Annotated in this window: 14 protein-coding genes; 12 read left to right on the top strand and 2 right to left on the bottom strand. The window is 60.0% G+C overall.

Annotated elements, in window-relative coordinates; translation table 11 throughout:
• Positions 1–183 precede the first annotated feature (183 nt).
• Positions 184–483 (top strand): acylphosphatase, encoded by a 300-nt coding sequence (locus tag DCC24_RS06275; RefSeq protein ID WP_110099067.1) that lies wholly within the window; start codon positions 184–186, stop codon positions 481–483.
• Here DCC24_RS06275 and DCC24_RS06270 read toward each other — a convergent pair.
• A complete protein-coding gene (locus DCC24_RS06270) occupies positions 460–2,562 on the bottom strand; it encodes an alpha/beta fold hydrolase (RefSeq protein WP_233492004.1) in 2,103 nt (700 codons plus the stop codon). The genes DCC24_RS06275 and DCC24_RS06270 overlap by 24 nt on opposite strands.
• A gap of 291 nt (positions 2,563–2,853) precedes the next feature.
• Here DCC24_RS06270 and DCC24_RS06265 point away from each other — a divergent pair, with 291 nt between their 5' ends.
• The 10 genes from DCC24_RS06265 to DCC24_RS06220 all read left to right on the top strand — a co-directional run bounded on the left by DCC24_RS06265 (position 2,854) and on the right by DCC24_RS06220 (position 15,830).
• Entirely contained in the window at positions 2,854–3,783 is a 930-nt protein-coding gene (locus DCC24_RS06265) for a cation diffusion facilitator family transporter (RefSeq protein ID WP_110099066.1), read from the top strand.
• A 496-nt stretch (positions 3,784–4,279) separates the two neighbouring features.
• Positions 4,280–6,112 (top strand): ABC transporter substrate-binding protein, encoded by a 1,833-nt coding sequence (locus DCC24_RS06260; RefSeq protein ID WP_110099065.1) that lies wholly within the window; start codon positions 4,280–4,282, stop codon positions 6,110–6,112.
• Between the two features lie 129 nt (positions 6,113–6,241).
• A complete protein-coding gene (locus DCC24_RS06255; protein ID WP_110099064.1) occupies positions 6,242–7,765 on the top strand; it encodes an ABC transporter permease in 1,524 nt (507 codons plus the stop codon).
• The gene (locus DCC24_RS06250; protein ID WP_110099063.1) at positions 7,762–8,868 is read left to right on the top strand and encodes an ABC transporter permease; all 1,107 of its coding nucleotides are present in this window, start codon (positions 7,762–7,764) and stop codon (positions 8,866–8,868) included. Before DCC24_RS06255 ends, DCC24_RS06250 begins: the two co-directional genes overlap by 4 nt.
• Entirely contained in the window at positions 8,865–10,781 is a 1,917-nt protein-coding gene (locus DCC24_RS06245; RefSeq protein WP_110099062.1) for an ABC transporter ATP-binding protein, read from the top strand. The genes DCC24_RS06250 and DCC24_RS06245 overlap by 4 nt, the downstream gene beginning before the upstream one ends.
• A 537-nt stretch (positions 10,782–11,318) precedes the next feature.
• On the top strand, positions 11,319–12,218 hold the full coding sequence (locus DCC24_RS06240) for an ABC transporter ATP-binding protein (protein WP_110099061.1): 900 nt from the start codon (positions 11,319–11,321) through the stop codon (positions 12,216–12,218).
• Positions 12,218–12,937 (top strand): ABC transporter permease, encoded by a 720-nt coding sequence (locus tag DCC24_RS06235; RefSeq protein ID WP_110099060.1) that lies wholly within the window; start codon positions 12,218–12,220, stop codon positions 12,935–12,937. Before DCC24_RS06240 ends, DCC24_RS06235 begins: the two co-directional genes overlap by 1 nt.
• A gap of 15 nt (positions 12,938–12,952) precedes the next feature.
• Positions 12,953–14,014 carry a sensor histidine kinase gene (locus DCC24_RS06230; RefSeq protein WP_110099059.1) on the top strand — a complete coding sequence of 354 codons (1,062 nt, stop codon included), beginning with the start codon at positions 12,953–12,955 and terminating at the stop codon, positions 14,012–14,014.
• Positions 14,011–14,613 (top strand): response regulator transcription factor, encoded by a 603-nt coding sequence (locus tag DCC24_RS06225; protein WP_110099058.1) that lies wholly within the window; start codon positions 14,011–14,013, stop codon positions 14,611–14,613. Before DCC24_RS06230 ends, DCC24_RS06225 begins: the two co-directional genes overlap by 4 nt.
• A 113-nt stretch (positions 14,614–14,726) precedes the next feature.
• Positions 14,727–15,830 (top strand): serine hydrolase, encoded by a 1,104-nt coding sequence (locus tag DCC24_RS06220; RefSeq protein ID WP_110099057.1) that lies wholly within the window; start codon positions 14,727–14,729, stop codon positions 15,828–15,830.
• A 3-nt stretch (positions 15,831–15,833) separates the two neighbouring features.
• Here the strand turns inward: DCC24_RS06220 and DCC24_RS06215 are convergent, their stop codons facing one another.
• Entirely contained in the window at positions 15,834–17,777 is a 1,944-nt protein-coding gene (locus DCC24_RS06215) for an aconitate hydratase (RefSeq protein WP_110099056.1), read from the bottom strand.
• Between the two features lie 405 nt (positions 17,778–18,182).
• On the opposite strand from DCC24_RS06215, the gene DCC24_RS06210 reads away from it, so the two are divergent.
• Positions 18,183–19,424, top strand: coding sequence for a Na/Pi cotransporter family protein (locus tag DCC24_RS06210; RefSeq protein WP_110099055.1), 1,242 nt, complete (start codon positions 18,183–18,185; stop codon positions 19,422–19,424).
• Positions 19,425–19,453 lie beyond the last annotated feature (29 nt).

The following is a 19,453-nucleotide window of genomic DNA, read 5'->3' as shown; positions in this document are numbered from 1 at the left end:
ATCCCTACGTAATTGCTTGGTGACTTCAATCCGAGCACTCATCGAGACAATGTCCTTATCCATGCGTTCACACTATGGCTTCGCGCTCACGATACGTGAGGCACGACCTGAGCTACGCGCTCAATATCAATAAGGTACGTCGGGGTCTTCACAGGTTCCGGCTTCTCTGGTTGACTCGGCGCTATGGCAGATTCATTCAGCACCGGACACTTTGTTCGGATCACCGGTACAGTCCAGGGCGTCAACTTTCGCAACTCCGCCAAACAACAGGCCGATCAACTGGGCTTGGTGGGCTGGGTGGCCAATACCGAGGACGGTGCGGTGGAACTTGTCGTCGGTGGCTCGGGTCCGGAGGTGGATTCTTTGCTGGCCTGGTGCCACACCGGGCCCGAGCGGGCCGAGGTCACCGAGGTGCAGGATCGAGAAGCCAGCAACCGGGAGCTGGCTGAGCTACCGGAGTCAGGATTCCACGTGCGGCGTTAGTCCCAGCTCTTTCGGGAGCGAGGTGCCCTCACCGAGAAGGTGCTTGGCCAGGAAGTTGAAAACCACTTCGTACCAGATCTTGGCGTGCTGGGGTTGGAGAATCCAGTGATTCTCATCCGGGAAGTAGAGGAACCGGTGGGCGGTGGTGCCATCGGCATCCATCGGCAGGCCCGATTTCTCCAGCAACTCGTACCAGAGGCGTAGTCCTTCGCCGATGGGGACCCGGTAATCCCGATCGCCGTGGATGACCAGCATCGGGGTGACAATGTTCTCCACATAGGCGTGCGGGGAGTGTGTGGCCTCCATTTCCGCATTGAGTTGCCGGCGCCAGAACGGGGACATATCCGTGGTGGGGCCGAACTGGTCCAGCGCCCAGAGGCTGGCGTGGGTGACGATGGCGTTGAACCGATCGGTGTGCCCGGCCACCCAGTTGGCCATATATCCCCCGAAGGAACCGCCCATGGCCGCGGTGCGGGACTCGTTGATATCGTCGCGCTCTACCGTGGCATCGGTGATGCTCATCAGGTCGGTGTAGGGCTTATCTCCCCAGGAGTTCCAGCCCCGCTGGATGAACTCCTGCCCGTAGCCGGTTGACAGGGCCGGATCCGGCAACAGCACCGCGTAACCTCGCGCCACAGCCAACCAGGGGTTCCACCGCCAGGTCCAGGCGTTCCAGGAGCTCAACGGGCCACCGTGAATCCACAGCAACAGCGGAGCCGGCGCATCCGGGCTGGCCTCCTGTGGCAGGGCCAGCCACCCGCGGATCCGTACACCGTCTTCGGCGGTGGTTTCGACCTCCTCGAGTCGCCCGGGGAGTTCGGGCCGTTGAGTGGGGTTGAGCAGTCTGGTGGTTTCTCCGGTACTCACATCGATCCGCACCACCTCGGGCGGGAAAGCGTAACTGGAGCGAACCCCATAGGCGAGGGTGCCCTCAGGGGCGGCCAGGGCTTCGCTGTAGGTGGCATCATCGTGGGTGATCTGCACGGTCTGGGCCTGTACGGTGTCCCCAGCATGGTCGAGATCCACACGGAAGACGGGGCCACGACCGTTCTGATCGGCTAGGGCGAGGAATCCGCTGCCGTCGGGAAGCCAGCTGGTCGCCGTCAGCCAGAGATCGGTGTCGTCGGTCAGGGCAGTTAATTCACCGGTGCTGATCTCCAAAAGATGCAAGACCGGGCGCATGGCACGCTCGGGAGTAGGACGATTGGCCACACTGACCACGGCGTGGCGTCCGTCAGGGCTGATGACGCCGGGAGTGTAGTTGTGATCGGGGTCGTCAAGAAGAATCTGCCATTCACCGGTGGCGAGATCGACATAACCGACGGTGACACGGGTGTCGGCGCGAGCCTCCAGGATGCGCAGACCGAAGAGAGCGAAAGAACCGTCCGGACTGAGGTGGATATCCTCGGCCACCAATCGGGCATCGAGCCCCTCCAGGAGGTTGGTCAGCGTCTTCCGGGCCGGTTCAGCTTGGCTCGTATCAGCATCAGAATCAGCCTCAGCACCGTCGTCGGCATCGAGGCGAAAGAGACTCGGTGTGGTGGGACCGAGATCGTGGTCCCAGTAACGGACCGGATAGGAGTCGTGCAGAATGGCCTGCACGGAGCCGTCCTTGCGGGCCTGGTGTAGCTTGCGGTGGGTGGTTTCATCGGTGGCTCCGGGAAGCAGGGGAGCGGTGACGGCGATGACATCGGCTTGCTCTGCTGAGAGTATGGTGCTAACGCCACCGGGGCGACGGTTGACCACGTGGGCTTCGCCACCGGTTGCCGGCAGGCGCCACAGCGCGGTGGTCTCGTCTGGATCCGTATCGTGGGCGTCGGGGCGGGTGGAGGTGAAGTACAGATCCCCCGAGGCCGCGAATACAGGGTTGGTTTCACCCTGAGAACTGTGGGTTATCCGCCGCGCCGGCTGTTCACCTCGAGGATCGAGCTCCCAGAGGGACTCTACGTAACCATTCTTTTTGTGGTTGAGCGTTTGAACAGTGGTCACCAGCCGGGTGCCGGCGGGATTCAGGCTCAGCCCGGCGATCCGCGGTTGAGCGACGTAATGGTCGAGGTCGGAGAACGTGGAATCAGTCATGCTGGGCTCGTTTCTCATCTCATGGTGTGCTGAGGCATCTGAGGTAGTCGGAGTTTCGACCACGCCTGTGACTCACGTTACAGGATAGTGGCGGATGATGCTGACTCGGATGAAAGTTCATGCAACCACTGCTCAAAATTTCTGCTCACATTTGCGAACGGACGGAGCGCTTTCTCGGATGGCGACAGGACGCCTCGGGGTGTGAGGCGTCGGAGGCCTGCTGGTTGCGAATGAATCTGAGTAGGGTTCGCACCTTATGTCTTCTGGTGGGCCCAGGCTTAGTATGGGGCTATGGGAATCGGGCACGCGCACGGACATGCGGGCGAAGATGTCGCCAGAGCTTCCTATCGAGGCAGGCTCGTGCTGGCCTGTGTCATTACCCTGAGCATTGTCGCAGCCCAAGCCCTCGGGGCGTGGATCACCGGATCACTGGCGCTGCTGACCGATGCGCTGCATTCGTTGATCGATAGTATTGGCCTGCTGGTGGCCGTGATCGCCGCTGGGCTGATGTTCAAAGCCGCGACCACACAACGGACCTGGGGATACCGTCGGGTCGAGATCCTGGCCGGCCTCGTGCAAGCAGCATTGCTGCTGGCTATCGGGATTTATGCCGTCATCGAGGGCATTCAGCGCCTCAGCACTCCGCACCAGGTGCTTCACCTGGAGTTGCTCGTCTTCGGCGCCATTGGGCTGATCGGAAACCTGCTCTCACTGTGGGTGCTGTCCTCGGGTCGACGGGCAAATTTCAACCTCCGGGCAGCATTCCTGGAAGTCCTGGCAGATGCTTTAGGATCCATCGGTGTCATGGTGGCAGCTGCGGTGATCTGGGTGACCGGGTGGCACCAGGCTGATGCCGTGGCGGCCCTGGTCATTGCAGCGGTGATCATCCCGCGCGCACTTCTGCTTCTTCGGGAAACTGGCCGGATCCTTCTGGAATTTGCTCCGCGCGGATTAGACCTCGAAGACGTCCGGGCTCACCTGTTAAACGTTGAACACGTCAAGGAGGTCCATGATCTCCACGCCTCCACGGTCGCTACCGGGCTACCTGTCCTGTCCGCCCATGTCGTGGTCGACGAAGCCTGTTTCAGCAACGGGTGCGCCCCTGAGAAGCTGGCAGAACTGCGGGCCTGTGTGGCTGAGCATTTCGATGTTCCGGTGGAACATTCCACCTTCCAACTCGAAACGGCCAGCCAAGCCCGCACTGAACAGCAGGGCCACTGAGTACCCGCGCTGAGATCCCACGGGCGGATGGTCTCGGTGGGCGTGATGTAGTGCGCAGGCCAGTGTGACGTACGTAACATAAGGTCATATTTCGCATTCTGAAACGTTTCCTGAAAGATTCAGGCGGCATTCAGCGACCATTCACGTCGCACTGTGCGGTACCCCCAATAACCCGCGAACCTTCAATGGGGCTGTCATTATTCTGAGACTTTCCTGGACGCCGATATCCTTGTGATTCCGGGCTTCCGTTGTGACTAACACCATAAAATACCGGGTTGAACGGGGTATTTTTGGGATCCGTGAGGCTGGCGGGCCGGTTTCGTCCGCACAGGTCAGGTGTGGATGACGCTCAGTGACTCGGATCGTCACGATTCGATTAAAGGCTCACAGGAGATTCACAGGAAGTCGCACATTTGTCGTAGCCTAGGGGTACCTGAAATCGATGTGAGATACACCACCTTATGTCGGTTGTTCGCACCTATAACTGAGGAGCAATATGAAAGTGCGCAAACTCTCCGCCGCCACGGCCATTCTGGCCTCCGGTGCACTGGTTCTATCAGCATGCGCCCCCGGTGACGACACCGAAAACGGAAATGGTAATGGTGGCACCAACGGTGATGCCGACCCCGGCATTGCTGAAGGCCAAGTGTTCACCGTTGAGCCCGAAGACGGGGGTCTGGCCGATCTCGGCGCCGACTTCGAAACCGCAAACGACGAAATCCGTGTGTCATTGGGTCCGCAACCGTTTAACAGCTATAACGGTCAAACACCCAGTAACTACAACGTCTACAACTCCACGATTGTCGATCGGCTCTTCTCCGGTTTCTCCTACGTTGGAACCGACCTCGAGATCTACCAGAACGAGGAGTTCGGGTCCTATGAAGTGATCAATGAAGATCCCTTCACGGTCGAATACACCATCAATGACGAAGTTGAATGGTCTGACGGCACCCCGGTGACAGTGGCCGATTACGTGCTCGACTGGGCTCACCAGCGCTACCTGGGTGAAGGCCAGTTCGATGGTCTGTCCCCCAACCTTGGTACCTACGTCCCCGACGGACCTCAGGCTGAGTCCTACGACTCCAAGACCTTCACCGTGGAGTATCCCGACGGTCCCTATGCTGACTGGGAACTGATGATCGGGGCTGCCCATCCCTCCCATGTTGTCGCTGAGGAGACCGGCATCTCGCAGGAAGAACTGGTCACGGCCATTCTTGAAGGTGACGAAGATCTGATCGAGGACATTGCCGAGACCTGGAATACCATCTGGGATACCGACCCCGGAACCCTGCCTGATGCCGAGCTTATTCCCTCCTCTGGTCCCTACATTTTGTCGGACTGGCAGGACGGAGAGTACGTCACCCTGGAAGCTAATGAGGACTACTGGGGCACCCCGCCGGGCGTTTCCACGTTGATCTTCCAGTTCGTCGACAACGCCGCCCACGTTCAGGCACTACAAAATAACGACCTTCACGCCATCGTGCCCACCGAGACCGTCGACACCCGTAATGAGTTGGAGAACCTCGTCGAGCAGGGCGAACACGCCATGCACATCGGCGATAAGGCCACCTGGGAGCACCTGGACATCCAATACGGCGAAGGCAGCCCCTTCGCCGAAACTCCGGAGCTAGCCGAGGCCTTCGCGCTGTGTGTCCCCCGCGATCAGATCTTGGAGAACCTGATCCATCCGGTGAACCCGGACGCTGAGTTGCTCAACGCCCGCGAGGTGCTGAACTTCCAGCCCGACTACGACGAGATTGTTGCCGAAACCTACGATGGACGCTACGACACCGCCGATGTTGAGGCAGCAGCTGAGATCATTCAAGAACACGACGCAGAGGGTACCGAGATCCTGATCGGGCACAACGCTCAAGAGCGTCGCCACGACACGGTCGAGTTAATCCAGGCTTCCTGCAATGAGGCTGGCTTCGAGATTGTCGATGGCGGAGACGTCGACATCGATATCGCCGCCGGTGAATGGGATGTCGCCCTGTTTGCCTGGTCTGGTTCCGGTCAGATTGCATCCGGTCTGAACATCTACGGCTGGGACCGTGAGAACGACGAGCCGCGCCCGCAGAACTGGAACAACTACAACAACGATGTCGTCTCCGATGCCTTCGAGGCCATCGCCACCAGCGATGACGAAGACGAAATCCAGGAGCACATCATCACACTCGAACAGGGACTGTGGGAGGACCTGCACGGAATCCCGCTGTATGTCCACCCGGGTATTACCGCTTGGGACTCCTCCATTGCCAACGTTCGTCCGACCCCGGCTCAAAGCCAGCTGGTCTGGAACATCGAGCAGTGGCAGCGGGTCTCCGAGTAATCACCGTGGAGTTCTGAGGCACCCCTGATGGGAAACCCTTCCCCAGACGGCGGGGTCCCGGCTGATGTAGCGTCGGTCGGGCCCCGCCGTCGTGTCCAGGGGTCGATACGGAAGGCGACCGTGTAGACCGTGCTGAAATACATCCTCAAGCGCCTGGGCAGTACCGTGCTCATTCTTTTTGGCGCGACCTTATTGTCCTTTGTCATCCTGATCAACACCGGTGACCCCTTAGCGGATCTGCGCGAAATTCAGAGTGACAATGTCGAATTCCTCATGCAGGAACGCATTGAGCGGATGGGCTTAGACCAGCCCTGGTACGTCCGATACTGGGATTGGCTGTCCGGAGTCCTCGGGTGTTTTGCCGGAAGTTGCGACTTCGGCACCACCATCACCGGCGCCCAGGTCACCCCCGTGATTGCGGCTGCAGCCGAGCAGTCACTGCGATTGGTCTTCGTGGCTACCGTGGCAGCGATCCTCATCGGTGTCCTGACCGGTATCGTCACCGCCATGCGCCAGTACTCGCTCCTGGACTACTTGGTGACGTTCTTTATTTTCCTGTTCTGGTCGCTCCCGATCTTCTGGGCGGCAGTGTTGGCCAAAGAATGGCTGGCCATCCGGTTCAACGACTGGATGCTGGACCCCCATTTCACCTGGCCCAATATTCTGATCTTGGCTACCATCCTTGCCATCGTCGTGCCGATGGTCCTGGGCGGTAGTCTTGCGCGTCGGCTGATCACCGGGGGCATGATGTTCGCCTTCGTCTGCGCGGTCTTGCCCTGGATGAACGCCGTGAACTTCATGACCCACCCCCGGCTGGGCCCGGTTATCATCCTCATCGGTTCCCTGGTGTTGGCAGCGGGCTTCACCGCGCTCTTTGCCGGTCTGCGACACCGGAGGGTTCTCTACTCTGGGCTTACCGTCGTTGCCTTGGGAATGATTGCCTACTACGCAACCTGGAACCTCTTGGAAGACCCGCCGGGAGGCTGGTTCTTCCTGGGTGCCATGTTTGTCCTGACTATCGCCATCTGTGTGGTTGTCGGTCGCAGTCTCGGCGGATACGCGAAAGGGCCAGCCACTGCGGTCTCGGTGCTGACCGGTGCGCTGATGTCGGGCATGATCTTACTGGACCACTTCATGTACCACTGGCCCGGTCTTCTCTCGGCTAAGCCCAGGCCGGTCAGCACCATTGGCTCGCACACCCCGACCCTGGACGAGAACTTCTGGGTCACCGCCTTAGACCAGCTGACCCAGCTTTGGTTGCCCTCGGTCCTGATGGCCTTGCTCTCGTTGGCCACCTATACCCGCTATACCCGGAGTTCCATGCTGGAAGTCCAGAAACAGGATTTCGTGCGTACCGCACGAGCCAAGGGCGTGGCTGAGCGGACGGTGATCCTCAAGCACGCCTTCCGTAACGCCATGATTCCACTGGTGACCATTGTGGCTTTCGACTTCGCGGCCTTGATCAGTGGCTCCATCGTGGTCGAGCAGGTCTTCGGCTGGTATGCGATGGGCAATGTTTTCATTACCGGTATGCAGACCAATGATCCGGCTCCGGTGATGGCCTTCATTCTGGTGACAGGCTCCGTCGCCGTGATGTTCAACCTGCTGGCGGATATTCTCTACGCCGTCCTCGACCCAAGGATCCGAGTATGAGCAACGACAAGATTTCACAACAAATGGTCGACCTCGCCGAGGTTGAGGACACCAAACTCCAACAAAAGAGCCGGCACTCTTACTCACAGGGGCAACTGATTCGACGCCGGTTTTTCCGCTACAAACCGGCTGTCATCTCACTGGTCGTGCTCGCTGCGGTGGTGATCCTGGCATTTTCCTCCATCGGGTTCGGCCCGGTGCCGGGCTGGTGGGACCAGCACTATCAGGCCACCGGCTCGATCATTGACGGCGGGCGACCGATGATGTTCCAGGACGGCAACATCTTGGGCGAGCATCCCTTCGGGCAAGAGAACGTTGGACGTGACTATTTCGCCATGGTGATGCGCGGGGCACAGCAGTCATTGATCGTGGCCTTTGTGACCGCGCTGGTCTCCAGCATCATCGGTATTGCCCTAGGGGCTATCGCCGGATTCTTCCGTGGCTGGGTTGAGTCCGTCATTATGCGACTGACCGACTTCGTGATCGTGGTGCCGACCCTGGTGTTTGCCGCGATGTTGGGAAATATCGCCGGTAGTAGCGTGGTGATGCTCGGTGTCCTGCTGGGTTGTGCCACCTGGACCGGGATGTGTCGTCTGGTTCGCGCCGAGGTGCTACGAATTAGAGAAATGGAGTACGTTTCGGCGGCCATCGCTATGGGTGCCGCCCCGTCCCGGATCATTATCAAACACATGATCCCGAACAGTATTGGCGTGATCATCGTCAACGCGACCTTCGCCTTCGTGGCGGCCATCCTGCTCGAGACCACACTGTCGTACTTGGGCATGGGTGTTCAGCGCCCCGAGGTATCACTGGGTCTGCTGATCGAGCAGTACCAAAATGCTTTCACAACCCGGCCCTGGCTGTTCTGGTTCCCGGGCTTGTTCATCATCATCATCGCCCTGGCCGGCAACTTCATTGGTGATGGCCTGCGGGATGCGTTCGATCCGCGTCAGGCCCGCACCCGGGATTCCCGGCCGTCACTGGGTGGCGTGCTGGGGCTGCGTAGCATCCAGCGGGCCTTCCGTTTGAAGAATGAGGTTGGGATGTCCGAGGGCATCAAAGATCCCTACAGCGAAACCACCGGCTCCGGGAGGAAAAAATGAGCCTCAGAATTATTCTGGCAACGCAACCTGATATTGAGGACATTGTTGAGGAAACAGCCGGTACCGGCGAAGAATTCTCCGTCGCCCCACTGGTGGTGCTGGGTATCGCCGTGGCCATCGTGCTCGGCTATGCCCTGGTGCGGTACATCCTGAACCGGGCTCGGGGAGGGTTGCCAGACGTGGACACCTCGGCGGTGGTTCAGCCCGCGGAATTCCAGACCGACACGGCGTTGCGCTTTGACAATGTCAAAGTCAGTTTTGCCACCGAGTTCGGCACGGTGGAAGCCGTCAAGGGCGTCAGTTTCGATATCAAGCCCGGAGAGGTGGTCGCCGTGGTGGGTGAATCCGGTTCGGGCAAATCGGTGACCAGCTCAACCGCTATGGGGTTGATGTCCGATAACGCCACGGTTTCCGGCAGGGTGTTCCTGGACGGTACAGAGATCACCGACCTCTCCCCGGCTAAGCTCCGGAGCCTGCGCGGGGATGAGATTTCCATGGTCTTCCAGGAGCCGATGACCGCGTTGAACCCGGTGTTGAAGGTCTCCGACCAGCTGGTCGAGGCCCTACAGGTGCACAATAAGGCCTTCGGCCGGGAGGCCCTGGCCCAGGCGGTTCGTTTGTTGCAAGAGGTGGGGATCCCCGATGCCGAGCAACGGATCCACGAATATCCGCACCAATTCTCCGGCGGCCAGCGCCAGCGCATCGTGATCGCCATAGCGATTGCGTGCAACCCCAAGGTGATCATCGCTGATGAGCCCACCACCGCACTGGACGTCACAGTTCAGGCAGACATCCTGGACCTGTTGCGCCGATTGAAGGACGAGCTGAATACCGGCATCCTGCTGATTACCCACAATGTGGGCGTGGTGGCCGATATGGCCGACCGTGTGGTGGTGATGTTCCAAGGTGAAGTGGTCGAATCTGGCCCGGCGGAGCAGATCTTGTTGGAACCCGAGCACCCCTACACCAAGCGCCTGCTCGAGGCCGTGCCCACCTTACGCGAGACAGAAATCGAGGTCAACGAACCCGCCCCGGCTGCCGACGACGACTCCGCTCTGCCCAGTGTCGACCCCGGTGCGCAACTGTCGCTACAGGCCAAGGACCTCGCATTGGCTTATAAGAAGAAGGGCCGGTCTATCCGCGTCGTGGAGGGCGTGAATTTCGCCGTGGCACGCGGAGAGATCCTGGGACTGGTCGGTGAATCCGGGTCCGGTAAGTCCACGGTGGCCAAAGCCGTCTTGGGTCTGCTGGAAGTGGAGGAAGGCGAACTGCTCGTCCGTGGTCAAAACCTGCCCGCATTGCCCCGGGCACAGCAGAAGGCGTTACGTCGTGAAATCGGGGTGGTCTTCCAAGACCCGGCGGCTTCGCTGGATCCCCGTTTCCCGATCGGAGAGATCATCACCGAGCCCATGGTGGTTCACAACCTGGGAACATCTAAGGAGCGGATAGCGCGGGCCGAGGAGCTGCTGGATGCGGTGAAACTGCCCCGAACCGTGATCAACCGGTATCCACATGAACTCTCGGGCGGTCAACGTCAGCGTATCTCGATTGCCAGGGCGATGGCGTTGAGCCCGTCCATCCTGATTGCCGACGAGCCCACATCCGCCTTGGATGTCTCGGTGCAAGCCCGTGTGCTCGACATGTTCGTAGACCTACAGGAACAATACGATTTCGCCTGCTTGTTCGTTACTCACGATCTTGCGGTGGTAGACCAGCTGGCGGATCAAATTATGGTGATGGAAAAAGGTCGAGTCGTCGAACAGGGGCGAAAAGAGGACATCCTGCGCAATCCGCAGGAAGATTACACCAAACGACTGCTGGCCGCTGCCCCGGTTCCGCATCCCGAAGAACAACGGATTCGTCGCGAGGCTCGCCATGAGTTGCTCGCCTCCCAAGGTCGCAGACGTGGCTGAGCGGTCTTTCGGCTGAGCGGTCGTTCGAACCGGCGAGGTCTCGGCTTTGCGCCGTCTCGAAGGTGAACACCGCCCTGTCTTAAGGCGTTCGGAACCCGCCGAGTTGATTGGCGCTGTCTGGTCGCGTTCGGTAGGTGCGACCTTAAGTTCCAGGCTTGTCACGGGTGTGCCACGGTGTTTCAGCGGGCTACCTCCGGCGGGTGGTACCAGGACTCCACAACGAGGAGCGGATGCTTCGACGCGACAATGAGGTACATCTCAAGCCTTGATTTCTCTGGGGTGGGTCTTCATGTAGGCATCACGATTCGCGCAATCATGACATTTGCCCTAAGTAGTTGTGCCGAGGCAACGCGATACTACAGACAGTAGTGAGCACGTCGCCCACACGCACAGGCATTTTTCTGCGTGTGGCCACCCAGTGGAGGTAGCGAAACACATGATTGCCCCAAGCCGGAAGAAACCAGACACGGCCCCGCCCCTGTTGACGGTGCGAACGAACGCCCTGGGTATCGCTGTGAGGGGAGAGAGGTGAAGACGATGAGTGGGACCGCGATCTCTTTGTGCGGTGTGGGCAAGAGCTACGGGGAGGTCATCGCCGTTGACGATGTCAGTTTAGAGATCCCGCGCGGACAGGTGGTGTGTCTGCTGGGACCAAATGGTGCCGGCAAAACCACGCTGATCGACATCGTGTTAGGTCTCACGCCTCCTGACACTGGCAGCGTCGAATTATTGGGTTTCTCACCAGCCAGTGCCGTGCAAGTCGGGGCCATCGGGGCGATGTTGCAGGCCACGTCGTTGCTCGATGACGCGACCGTCGGGGAACTGATCGCGATGGTCTCGAGGTTGCACAAGCATCCGCTCGGGGTTTCGCGGACGTTGCAGAACGCAGGGATCGCGGATCTGGCTCGCCGTCGCTCCACGAAATTGTCCGGCGGTCAACGGCGACGGGTGACCTATGCCCTGGCTATTGCAGGCAACCCGGATATTCTGGTGCTCGATGAGCCGACTGCCGCGATGGATGTTGCGTCCCGTCACGCTTTTTGGGCATCAATTCGTGACATCACGAGCGTGGGCAAGACGGTGCTGTTTGCGACTCATCATCTGGCTGAAGCCGAGAAATTTGCTGACCGGGTGATCTTTATACAAGACGGCCGGATCATTGCCGACGGCACGGTGACCGAAGTACAGGAGTTGGCGGCCGGACGAGAGATCTCGGCAACGATCCCGACCGGTGACCACGAACAGATAGCCACGTTACCGGGGGTGATCGAGGCCAGCTGGCGACACAATCGTGTCACCCTACTCAGTGCACGGTCGGACGACACTTTACGCGCACTGGTGCAACGAGTGCCCTCGGCGGAATCGATTGAGGTGGCTGGACTGTCGCTCGAGCGCGCGTTCCTCACCCTGACGGCACAGCAGAGAAAGGTGTCGTGATGCTGGGCTACCTCACCCTGGAACTTCGCCGTGCCCTACGCGCGTCAGGCACGCTACTTTTCACTCTGGTTTTCCCGGCGGTGTTCTACGCGCTCGAGAGCCTGCTATTCAGTGATTCAGGCTCTGCGGTTGAGCCTCGACAGATCATGATCGGGATGAGCGTCTGGGGCACCGTGACCGCTGGACTGCTCGTGGGCACTCGTATTGTTGATGAGCGTGCGACCGGGTGGCAACGCGTCCTTCGTCTCACGCCACTGTCTGGGCACGGCTACCTGACGACAAAAGTCATCGTCGGTGTCTTCGTGGGGCTTCCTGCCGTGATTGTCGTGCCTGTCGTGGCGGTTTTGCTCGACGGGGTCGCGCTGACGCCACGTGACTGGGCATTCGCAACGGTGGGCGTGTGGCTCGGTTCGATCCCCTTCGCCGTCTTAGGCGTGACGATCGGGCTTTTCGCCCAGAAAGAGAACGTGCAGACGATCGTCATCGTGTTGATGCTCGCCCTGGCGACGCTCGGAGGACTCTTTCTGCCACTGAACCTGCTACCGGAGGCGTGGACCTCGGTTGCTCAGCTGATGCCGAGCTACTGGCTCGCCGAACTCGGGTTGGCAGGTACAGACCCGGTGCGTGCCGTCCCCGCGATCATCATCCTCACAGCGTGGTTCGGGGTATTGGCCCTGATATCTCTGTGGCGGTATCGCCATGTCGCTGAGAGAATCTAAGGAGGATCGGAGGAGATGATGAAGACACCGTGGGCCGCAGTACTGATTGCTACCGGCTTCATGGTGCTCACCATCCCTTCCTGGGTGTCGCTGTTAAGCGAACCGGAGTATGCGCCGTATAGCACCTTCCTCATTGTTCTTGCCGTTGCCTACGGGATCACGACCATCGCCTCGGCGTTTCTGGTCAACCTCCGCAGGGCACCGGCTCTCCGAATTACGGCCGTAATTCTCGTCGGCTCCCTGGGGTTGATCCTGGTGGTGTTGCTCGGGGCGGGAAGTGCCCCCATTTTCGCGCCAGCGCTCTGTCTGATGCTTGTCCTCTTGCCCCGTGTGCCAGGGATCGTCACGGCCATGGTGAGCCTGCTTGTCCTGGGGGTGGTCAGCTTTGTTGAGGGGGTGGCCCATGAGAACGTTCCGAATTTCGTGATGTTACTCTCGGTAGCTATCGCCACGATGCTCGTCCTGCAACTCGTGAAGGTCAACGAACAACTCGTTGACGCCAAAGATGCGATAGCTGATATGGCCGTGCTTCGAGAACGCGAACGAGTCTCGCGCGACCTGCACGATGTGCTTGGTCGCTCAGCGACCACTATTGCCCTCAAGGCCCGACTGAGTGCTGAGTTGCTCTCGCGTTCCGACCACCGTCGAGCCCTGGCTGAAGTCGAGGACATCAACCGGCTGGCTTTAACCATCTCTCGGGATACTCGAGACGCCGTGCGCAATCTGCGCCAGACGACACTCGAGGCAGAACTCCTTGCATTGGAAGCGACCGCACACGCCGCGGGTATACGGCTTGATATTCACCGTACGGGAATCCCAGAACCTCACGACGAACCTGTCCTGGCCTTGATCATTCGAGAGTCTGTCACCAACGCGGTGCGACATGCGAATGCGAGCCTGATATCCATCACCGTCGAGGCCAGTGGTGTGGAAATCGCCGACGACGGTCACGGCGGGTCTGTGATCGAAGGCGAAGGAATCCGAGGTATGAAAGACCGGCTCTCCGCGTGCGGTGGAACCCTCAGCGTCGACAGTGGGCAGAGCCAGGGGACCGTGGTGACAGCGAGGTTGCCGTGATTCGTATCCTTCTTGCCGATGATCAGCTGATGTTTCGCCGAGCCCTGTCAACCTATATCGAGCTCACAACCAACTTCGAGGTCGTAGCTGAAGCATCCGATGCGGACCAGGCACTGCACTCGATTCGACACACGCAACCCGACGTTGCACTCCTGGACATCCACATGCCGGGAGACGGTCTCATGGTCGCACAAGAGGTGGCCCGATGGGGTGCGAAGACTCGAGTAATGATGTGTACAACATTCGATCGGCCCGGATACGTACTTCGGGCATGGCAGATCTGTTGCGCCGGATTCGTCACCAAGGACAAAGAACCGAGTGCGCTCATCAGCGTGATCCGAAGGGTCGCTGCCGGCGAGCGCGTGTTCGATCCACAGCTTCTCCAAGAGGCTCGGACCTGGGGAGCGAACCCGCTGACAGCCAGAGAGCGAGACGTTCTGCGTGCAAGCGCGGACGGTGTGGCGGTGCGTCAGATCGCCGCTCGTCTCTTCCTGAGCAACGGAACAATACGCAACCATTTGTCGTCGGCGATCGGAAAGACCGGAGCGAGGTCTCGAGCCCAGGCTGTCGAACGGGCCCGTGAACGCGGTTGGCTCTGAGATGGTCGCTGGCCTGTTACTCTCCAGGCCCGACCCTAGCCCGCTCATCAGTTGACTCAGCTGCTCACCAGAGGAGTTCTCCGGAAGAGGTACTGGATGGTAATGTTCATCACATGATCTCCCTCGGGCACATCGATGCTGGAGTGCAACGTGCCGACGAAAACGCCGTCACACCCCGCGTGGATGCCAAACTCTGCGCTGTGCTCAAACGCTTGACTGCACGGCGTGCGGTCCAACACGCCAGTCTCGCTTTGGCCAGTGGAGAGGGAACTCGCTCCTGGGCCGGTGCCTCCGGGCCGGCAGATGAGTCGGGTGCGCCCATGGGCCCGCAGACGCCCTTTTTTATCGCCTCGGTGACCAAAATCTTCATTGCCACACTGTTGTTGCAGGCCACTGAACGGCGGGAAGTAGAGTTGAACGCTCCCCTGACTCACTATCTCCCGGTGGAGGTGACTGAGGGTTTGCATCTCTACCGTGGCAAAGACTACAGCTCCCAGATAACTGTGGGCAATCTGGCCACCCACACCTCTGGGCTCCCCGATTATTTCGAGAAGCGCCGAGACGCCAGGAGCCTCTACGACTACCTAGCCTCCGGAGAGGATATTGGGTGGGACCTCACCCAGGTTCTGACGATGACCAAGGAGCAACAGCACCCACACTTTGCCCCGCAGGATCTCGAGGCCAAACGACAAAAGGCCCGGTACTCCGATACCGGGTTCCAGCTGCTGATTCGTGTGCTGGAGGAGGCCACCGGCCAGAGCTATGCTGACCTGCTCAGGCAACGCATTACCGGGCCGCTGGGCCTGAAGAAAACTCAGCTACCCGGTGCGGTACCCGATGCCCAGTGTGCTCAGCTGAGCAGGAGGGGCCAGTGGGTCCGACTCCCAGAGCTGATCCGCTCCAGCCACGACCTCATCAGCACCCCCGAAGAACTCATCACCTTTCAGCGTGCGCTGCTGGGAGGGGAACTCTTCAACGACCCCGCTACCAGCGGCCTGCTGACTCAGTGGAGAAACCGGCTCCGGAACATTCCCATTCTGAGTTACGGGCTAGGGACGATGTATTTCCGCGAGCTGATCGGTCACTCGGGCGCCACCGGCACCTGGCTTTTCTATTCGCCAAAACGAGACCTTTATCTCGCCGGCACGGTCGATATCACCAGTGGCCAGTCGCTACCCTTCCGATTGTTTCCAACCTTGGTGCGTGCCTGGGGGTAGGTCTCAGGCCATCTGCGCGGTCATCGGGATCCGTCCTCCAGCAATCACCATCTGCACGTGCCGGTCTGAGAGCCGGTGACGCAACCGCACCTGGCGCTCGCCGATGGTTGCGGTCAGCTCTGACCCGTTCTTTAGGGCCTCGTGGAGACCATCGAGCACGAGCACGTCGTCCTGGTTGACGGCATCATGATCGGCCGGATCGGCAAATTCGAGGGGAAGGATCCCGAAATTCGCCAAATTCTGCCAGTGAATCCGGGCGAAGGATTTAGCGATCACGACCCGCAACCCCAGGTAGCGGGGTGCCACGACAGCGTGCTCGCGGGAGGAACCCTGTCCGTAGTTCTCGCCACCGATCACCGCGTGGCCACCCTGTTGCTGTTGGGCCCGCTGCGGATACGTCGCATCAATGCGTTCAAAGCAGAAATCGGAGATCCGGGGGATATTGCTGCGATATGGGAGCACTCGGGAACCGGCGGGCATGATCTCATCGGTGGACACATCATCATCCATCACCAGCAGCACCGGTAGCTCGACAGTGTCCGGCAGGGGGTCGAAGTCTGGCAACGAGGAGATATTCGGTCCTTTGACCAGCTCCACCTCACGGGCCTGATCCTCCGGTAGCGGGGCAAGGAGCATCGCGTCAAAGGTGCTGAAGCTCTCGGGCATCTTAGGGCGCGGATAGCTGATCCCGTGGCTATCGGCTAGCGTGCGGGGATCGGTGATCCGTCCGGTCAGGGCAGCCGCAGCGGCGGTCTCCGGGGAACACAGCCACACCGAGTCTTCTTCGGTCCCCGAACGGCCCGGGAAATTGCGCGGCATGGTGCGCAGTGAATTCCGCCCACTGGCCGGGGCTTGCCCCATGCCGATGCACCCCAGACAACCGGATTGGTGGACCCGCGCTCCCGAGGCGACCAGCGAGCTCAACCATCCGCCGGCCACCAAATCGGCGAGCACCTCGCGGGAGGTGGGGTTGATATCGACCGATACCCGCGGGTGGGTTTGCCGGTCGTGGAGAATCTCGGCGACGACCGCGAAGTCGCGCAACCCGGGGTTGGCAGAGGATCCGACGACCACCTGGTAGACCTCCTCGTCGTCGACCTCGGCTACGGGCACCACATTGCCCGGCGAGGATGGGCGGGCAATGAGTGGCTCCAGACTGGACAGATCGATGTGTTCGGTCACGTCATAGGAGGCATCGTCGTCGGCGACGAGAGGCGTGAAATCTTCCTCACGGCCCACGGCCTGAAGATAAGTGCGGGCGGCATCATCGGCGGGAAACACGCTCGTGGTCGCGCCGAGTTCGGCGCCCATATTGGCAATGACGTGTCGGTCCATCGCCGTCAGACCGGCAAGCCCGGGACCGTGGTACTCGATAATGCGACCGACACCGCCTTTGACGCCGTGCCGGCGCAACATCTCCAGCACCACATCTTTGGCAGACACCCAGTCGGGGAGCTCTCCGGTCAACTCGACTCCCCACACCTCGGGCATGGTGACATACAGTGGCTGACCGGCCATGGCCATGGCGACTTCCAAACCGCCGACGCCAATGGCCAGCATGCCCAGTGCCCCTGCCGCGCACGTATGCGAGTCCGAGCCGATCAGGGTCGTTCCGGGTTTGCCAAAGTGTGCCTGGTGCACCGGATGGGAGACGCCGTTGCCGGCTTTGGAATACCACAGGCCGAAGCGTTGGGCGGCCGATTGCAGAAAAACGTGGTCATCGGGATTCTTCTCATCGGTCTGGAGAAGGTTGTGATCGACATACTGCACCGAGAGATCGGTGCGGATTCGGTCGAGTCCCAAGGCTTCGAGTTCGAGCATCACCATGGTGCCGGTGGCGTCCTGGGTGAGTGTCTGATCGACGGTCATCGCGATCTCATCACCGGGGGTGAGTGTGCCGTCCACGAGGTGGGAGGCGATGAGCTTCTCAGTGACGTTGCGAGCCATGACTATTCCTTCCGCAGGGTGCTCATACCTAGTTAGCTACTTGGTCAGCTATCTAGCCAGAGGGCGCACTTCCGTCTCGGGGCAACGATTCGATTGGCGTCGGGACGGAAGTGCGCCTGCGCCGGATTAAGCTTTCACTCTTGATCCTATCCCGGACGTGACCGGCGGCATAGTGGTGACTCAGCGGTAGCTACGAGACAGCCTGCGACGACAGAAAGGCATGCCATTCCGACACCACGTTGCGTGCCCAGTTGCGCTCACCTCAGGTGATATGTGCACCTGTTCATCACGTATTTACCCAATGGTTCAGGAAAGTATAACCTGATCATTTAGTCTCCCTGTACGGATCGCCGGTACTGGCCGGTAGAACTCACACCTCACGCGATACCTTCAGGAGCAGGAGAGATGTCACAGACCACCGTCGACCGTGGTACAGAGAGAGAAAAAGAGGCTGAGGTACAGTCTGAAGAAAGTCAGCCCAAACGCAGTCCTTTTGAGAGAATGGGGCTGACCGGCACCGCTCTGAGTGTTGCCAACTGGCTGTCAGTCATTGCAGCGATCTACGTGCTGATCACTGCGGTGAACGTCATCGGTTCCGGTTTCAAGATCGCCACCGGAGACCAGGCTGAAGACCTGTTCAGTTTCGCCTCCAACCCCATCGTGGGGCTGATGATCGGTGTGGTAGCCACCGCCCTGACACAGTCCTCGTCAACCACCACTTCGGTGACGGTAGGTATGGTGGCCGGCGGGATGCCACTGGACGTGGCCGTGCCGATCATTATGGGTGCCAACCTGGGGACCACGCTGACCAATACCTTGGTCTCGCTGGGTATGGTCCGCGATAAGGAACAGTTCCGGCGCGGTTTCGCTGCGGCCACCGTCCACGACTTCTTCAACTTGCTCGCCGTGCTGATCTTCCTGCCGTTGGAAATGATTTTCGGCCTGCTGCAGTCGGTCGCCACTGCAGTTGCTGATGCCACCGTCGGCAGTGACGTGACCATCATCAACGCGATCTTCGAAGGTATTGGGGCGGTCGTCTCCGGGGCCACCGAACCACTGGCCAACGGTATTGAATATGTCTTGGGCTTCCTGCCCGAAACCTGGCAGGGGGTCGTGATGATTCTGGTCGCCATCGGATTGATCCTGCTCGTGATCAACTTCATCGGCAAGATGCTGAACATCTTGATGGTGGGTCAAGCCAAGAAGGTCCTGCACACCGCAATCGGCCGTGGACCGGTCACCGGTATCGCATCCGGTACCGTCATCACCGTGATGGTCCAGTCCTCCTCGACCACCACCTCGCTGATGGTGCCTCTGGCCGGTTCCGGTGTCTTTACCCTGAAGCAGATCTACCCCTTCACCCTGGGCGCCAACATTGGTACCACCATTACCGCTCTGGTCTCGGCCTTCGCGTTCGAAGGAGTGGAAGCCCAGGCCGCACTGACCGCGGCCATGGTCCACCTGTCCTTCAACGTCTTTGCGACCTTGGTGATCTACGGTTTGCCCTTCCTACGCAACATTCCGCCGACGGGTGCCACCTGGTTGGCCAACGTAGCCGCCGAGCGCAAGATCTATGCCGTGATCTGGGCAGTGGGCGTTTTCCTGGTGCTGCCGCTGATCCTGATCTTTGCCACCACCGTGTTCTAACCGTTGCCGGATTCTAGGAGCTAAGGACG

The organism is Auritidibacter sp. NML100628, assembly GCF_003185985.1.
Classification (GTDB): Bacteria; Actinomycetota; Actinomycetes; order Actinomycetales; family Micrococcaceae; genus Auritidibacter; species Auritidibacter ignavus.
The sequence above is the reverse complement of the archived record's forward strand: the minus strand, read 5'-3'. Positions and strand labels throughout refer to the sequence as shown.

Coding starts and splice junctions, on each gene's coding strand:
- DCC24_RS06275 (WP_110099067.1), top strand. CDS start 184: ATGGCAGATTCATTCAGCACCGGACACTTTGTTCGGATCACCGGTACA.
- DCC24_RS06270 (WP_233492004.1), bottom strand. CDS start 2,562: ATGACTGATTCCACGTTCTCCGACCTCGACCATTACGTCGCTCAACCG.
- DCC24_RS06265 (WP_110099066.1), top strand. CDS start 2,854: ATGGGAATCGGGCACGCGCACGGACATGCGGGCGAAGATGTCGCCAGA.
- DCC24_RS06260 (WP_110099065.1), top strand. CDS start 4,280: ATGAAAGTGCGCAAACTCTCCGCCGCCACGGCCATTCTGGCCTCCGGT.
- DCC24_RS06250 (WP_110099063.1), top strand. CDS start 7,762: ATGAGCAACGACAAGATTTCACAACAAATGGTCGACCTCGCCGAGGTT.
- DCC24_RS06245 (WP_110099062.1), top strand. CDS start 8,865: ATGAGCCTCAGAATTATTCTGGCAACGCAACCTGATATTGAGGACATT.
- DCC24_RS06240 (WP_110099061.1), top strand. CDS start 11,319: ATGAGTGGGACCGCGATCTCTTTGTGCGGTGTGGGCAAGAGCTACGGG.
- DCC24_RS06235 (WP_110099060.1), top strand. CDS start 12,218: ATGCTGGGCTACCTCACCCTGGAACTTCGCCGTGCCCTACGCGCGTCA.
- DCC24_RS06230 (WP_110099059.1), top strand. CDS start 12,953: ATGATGAAGACACCGTGGGCCGCAGTACTGATTGCTACCGGCTTCATG.
- DCC24_RS06220 (WP_110099057.1), top strand. CDS start 14,727: ATGATCTCCCTCGGGCACATCGATGCTGGAGTGCAACGTGCCGACGAA.
- DCC24_RS06215 (WP_110099056.1), bottom strand. CDS start 17,777: ATGGCTCGCAACGTCACTGAGAAGCTCATCGCCTCCCACCTCGTGGAC.
- DCC24_RS06210 (WP_110099055.1), top strand. CDS start 18,183: ATGTCACAGACCACCGTCGACCGTGGTACAGAGAGAGAAAAAGAGGCT.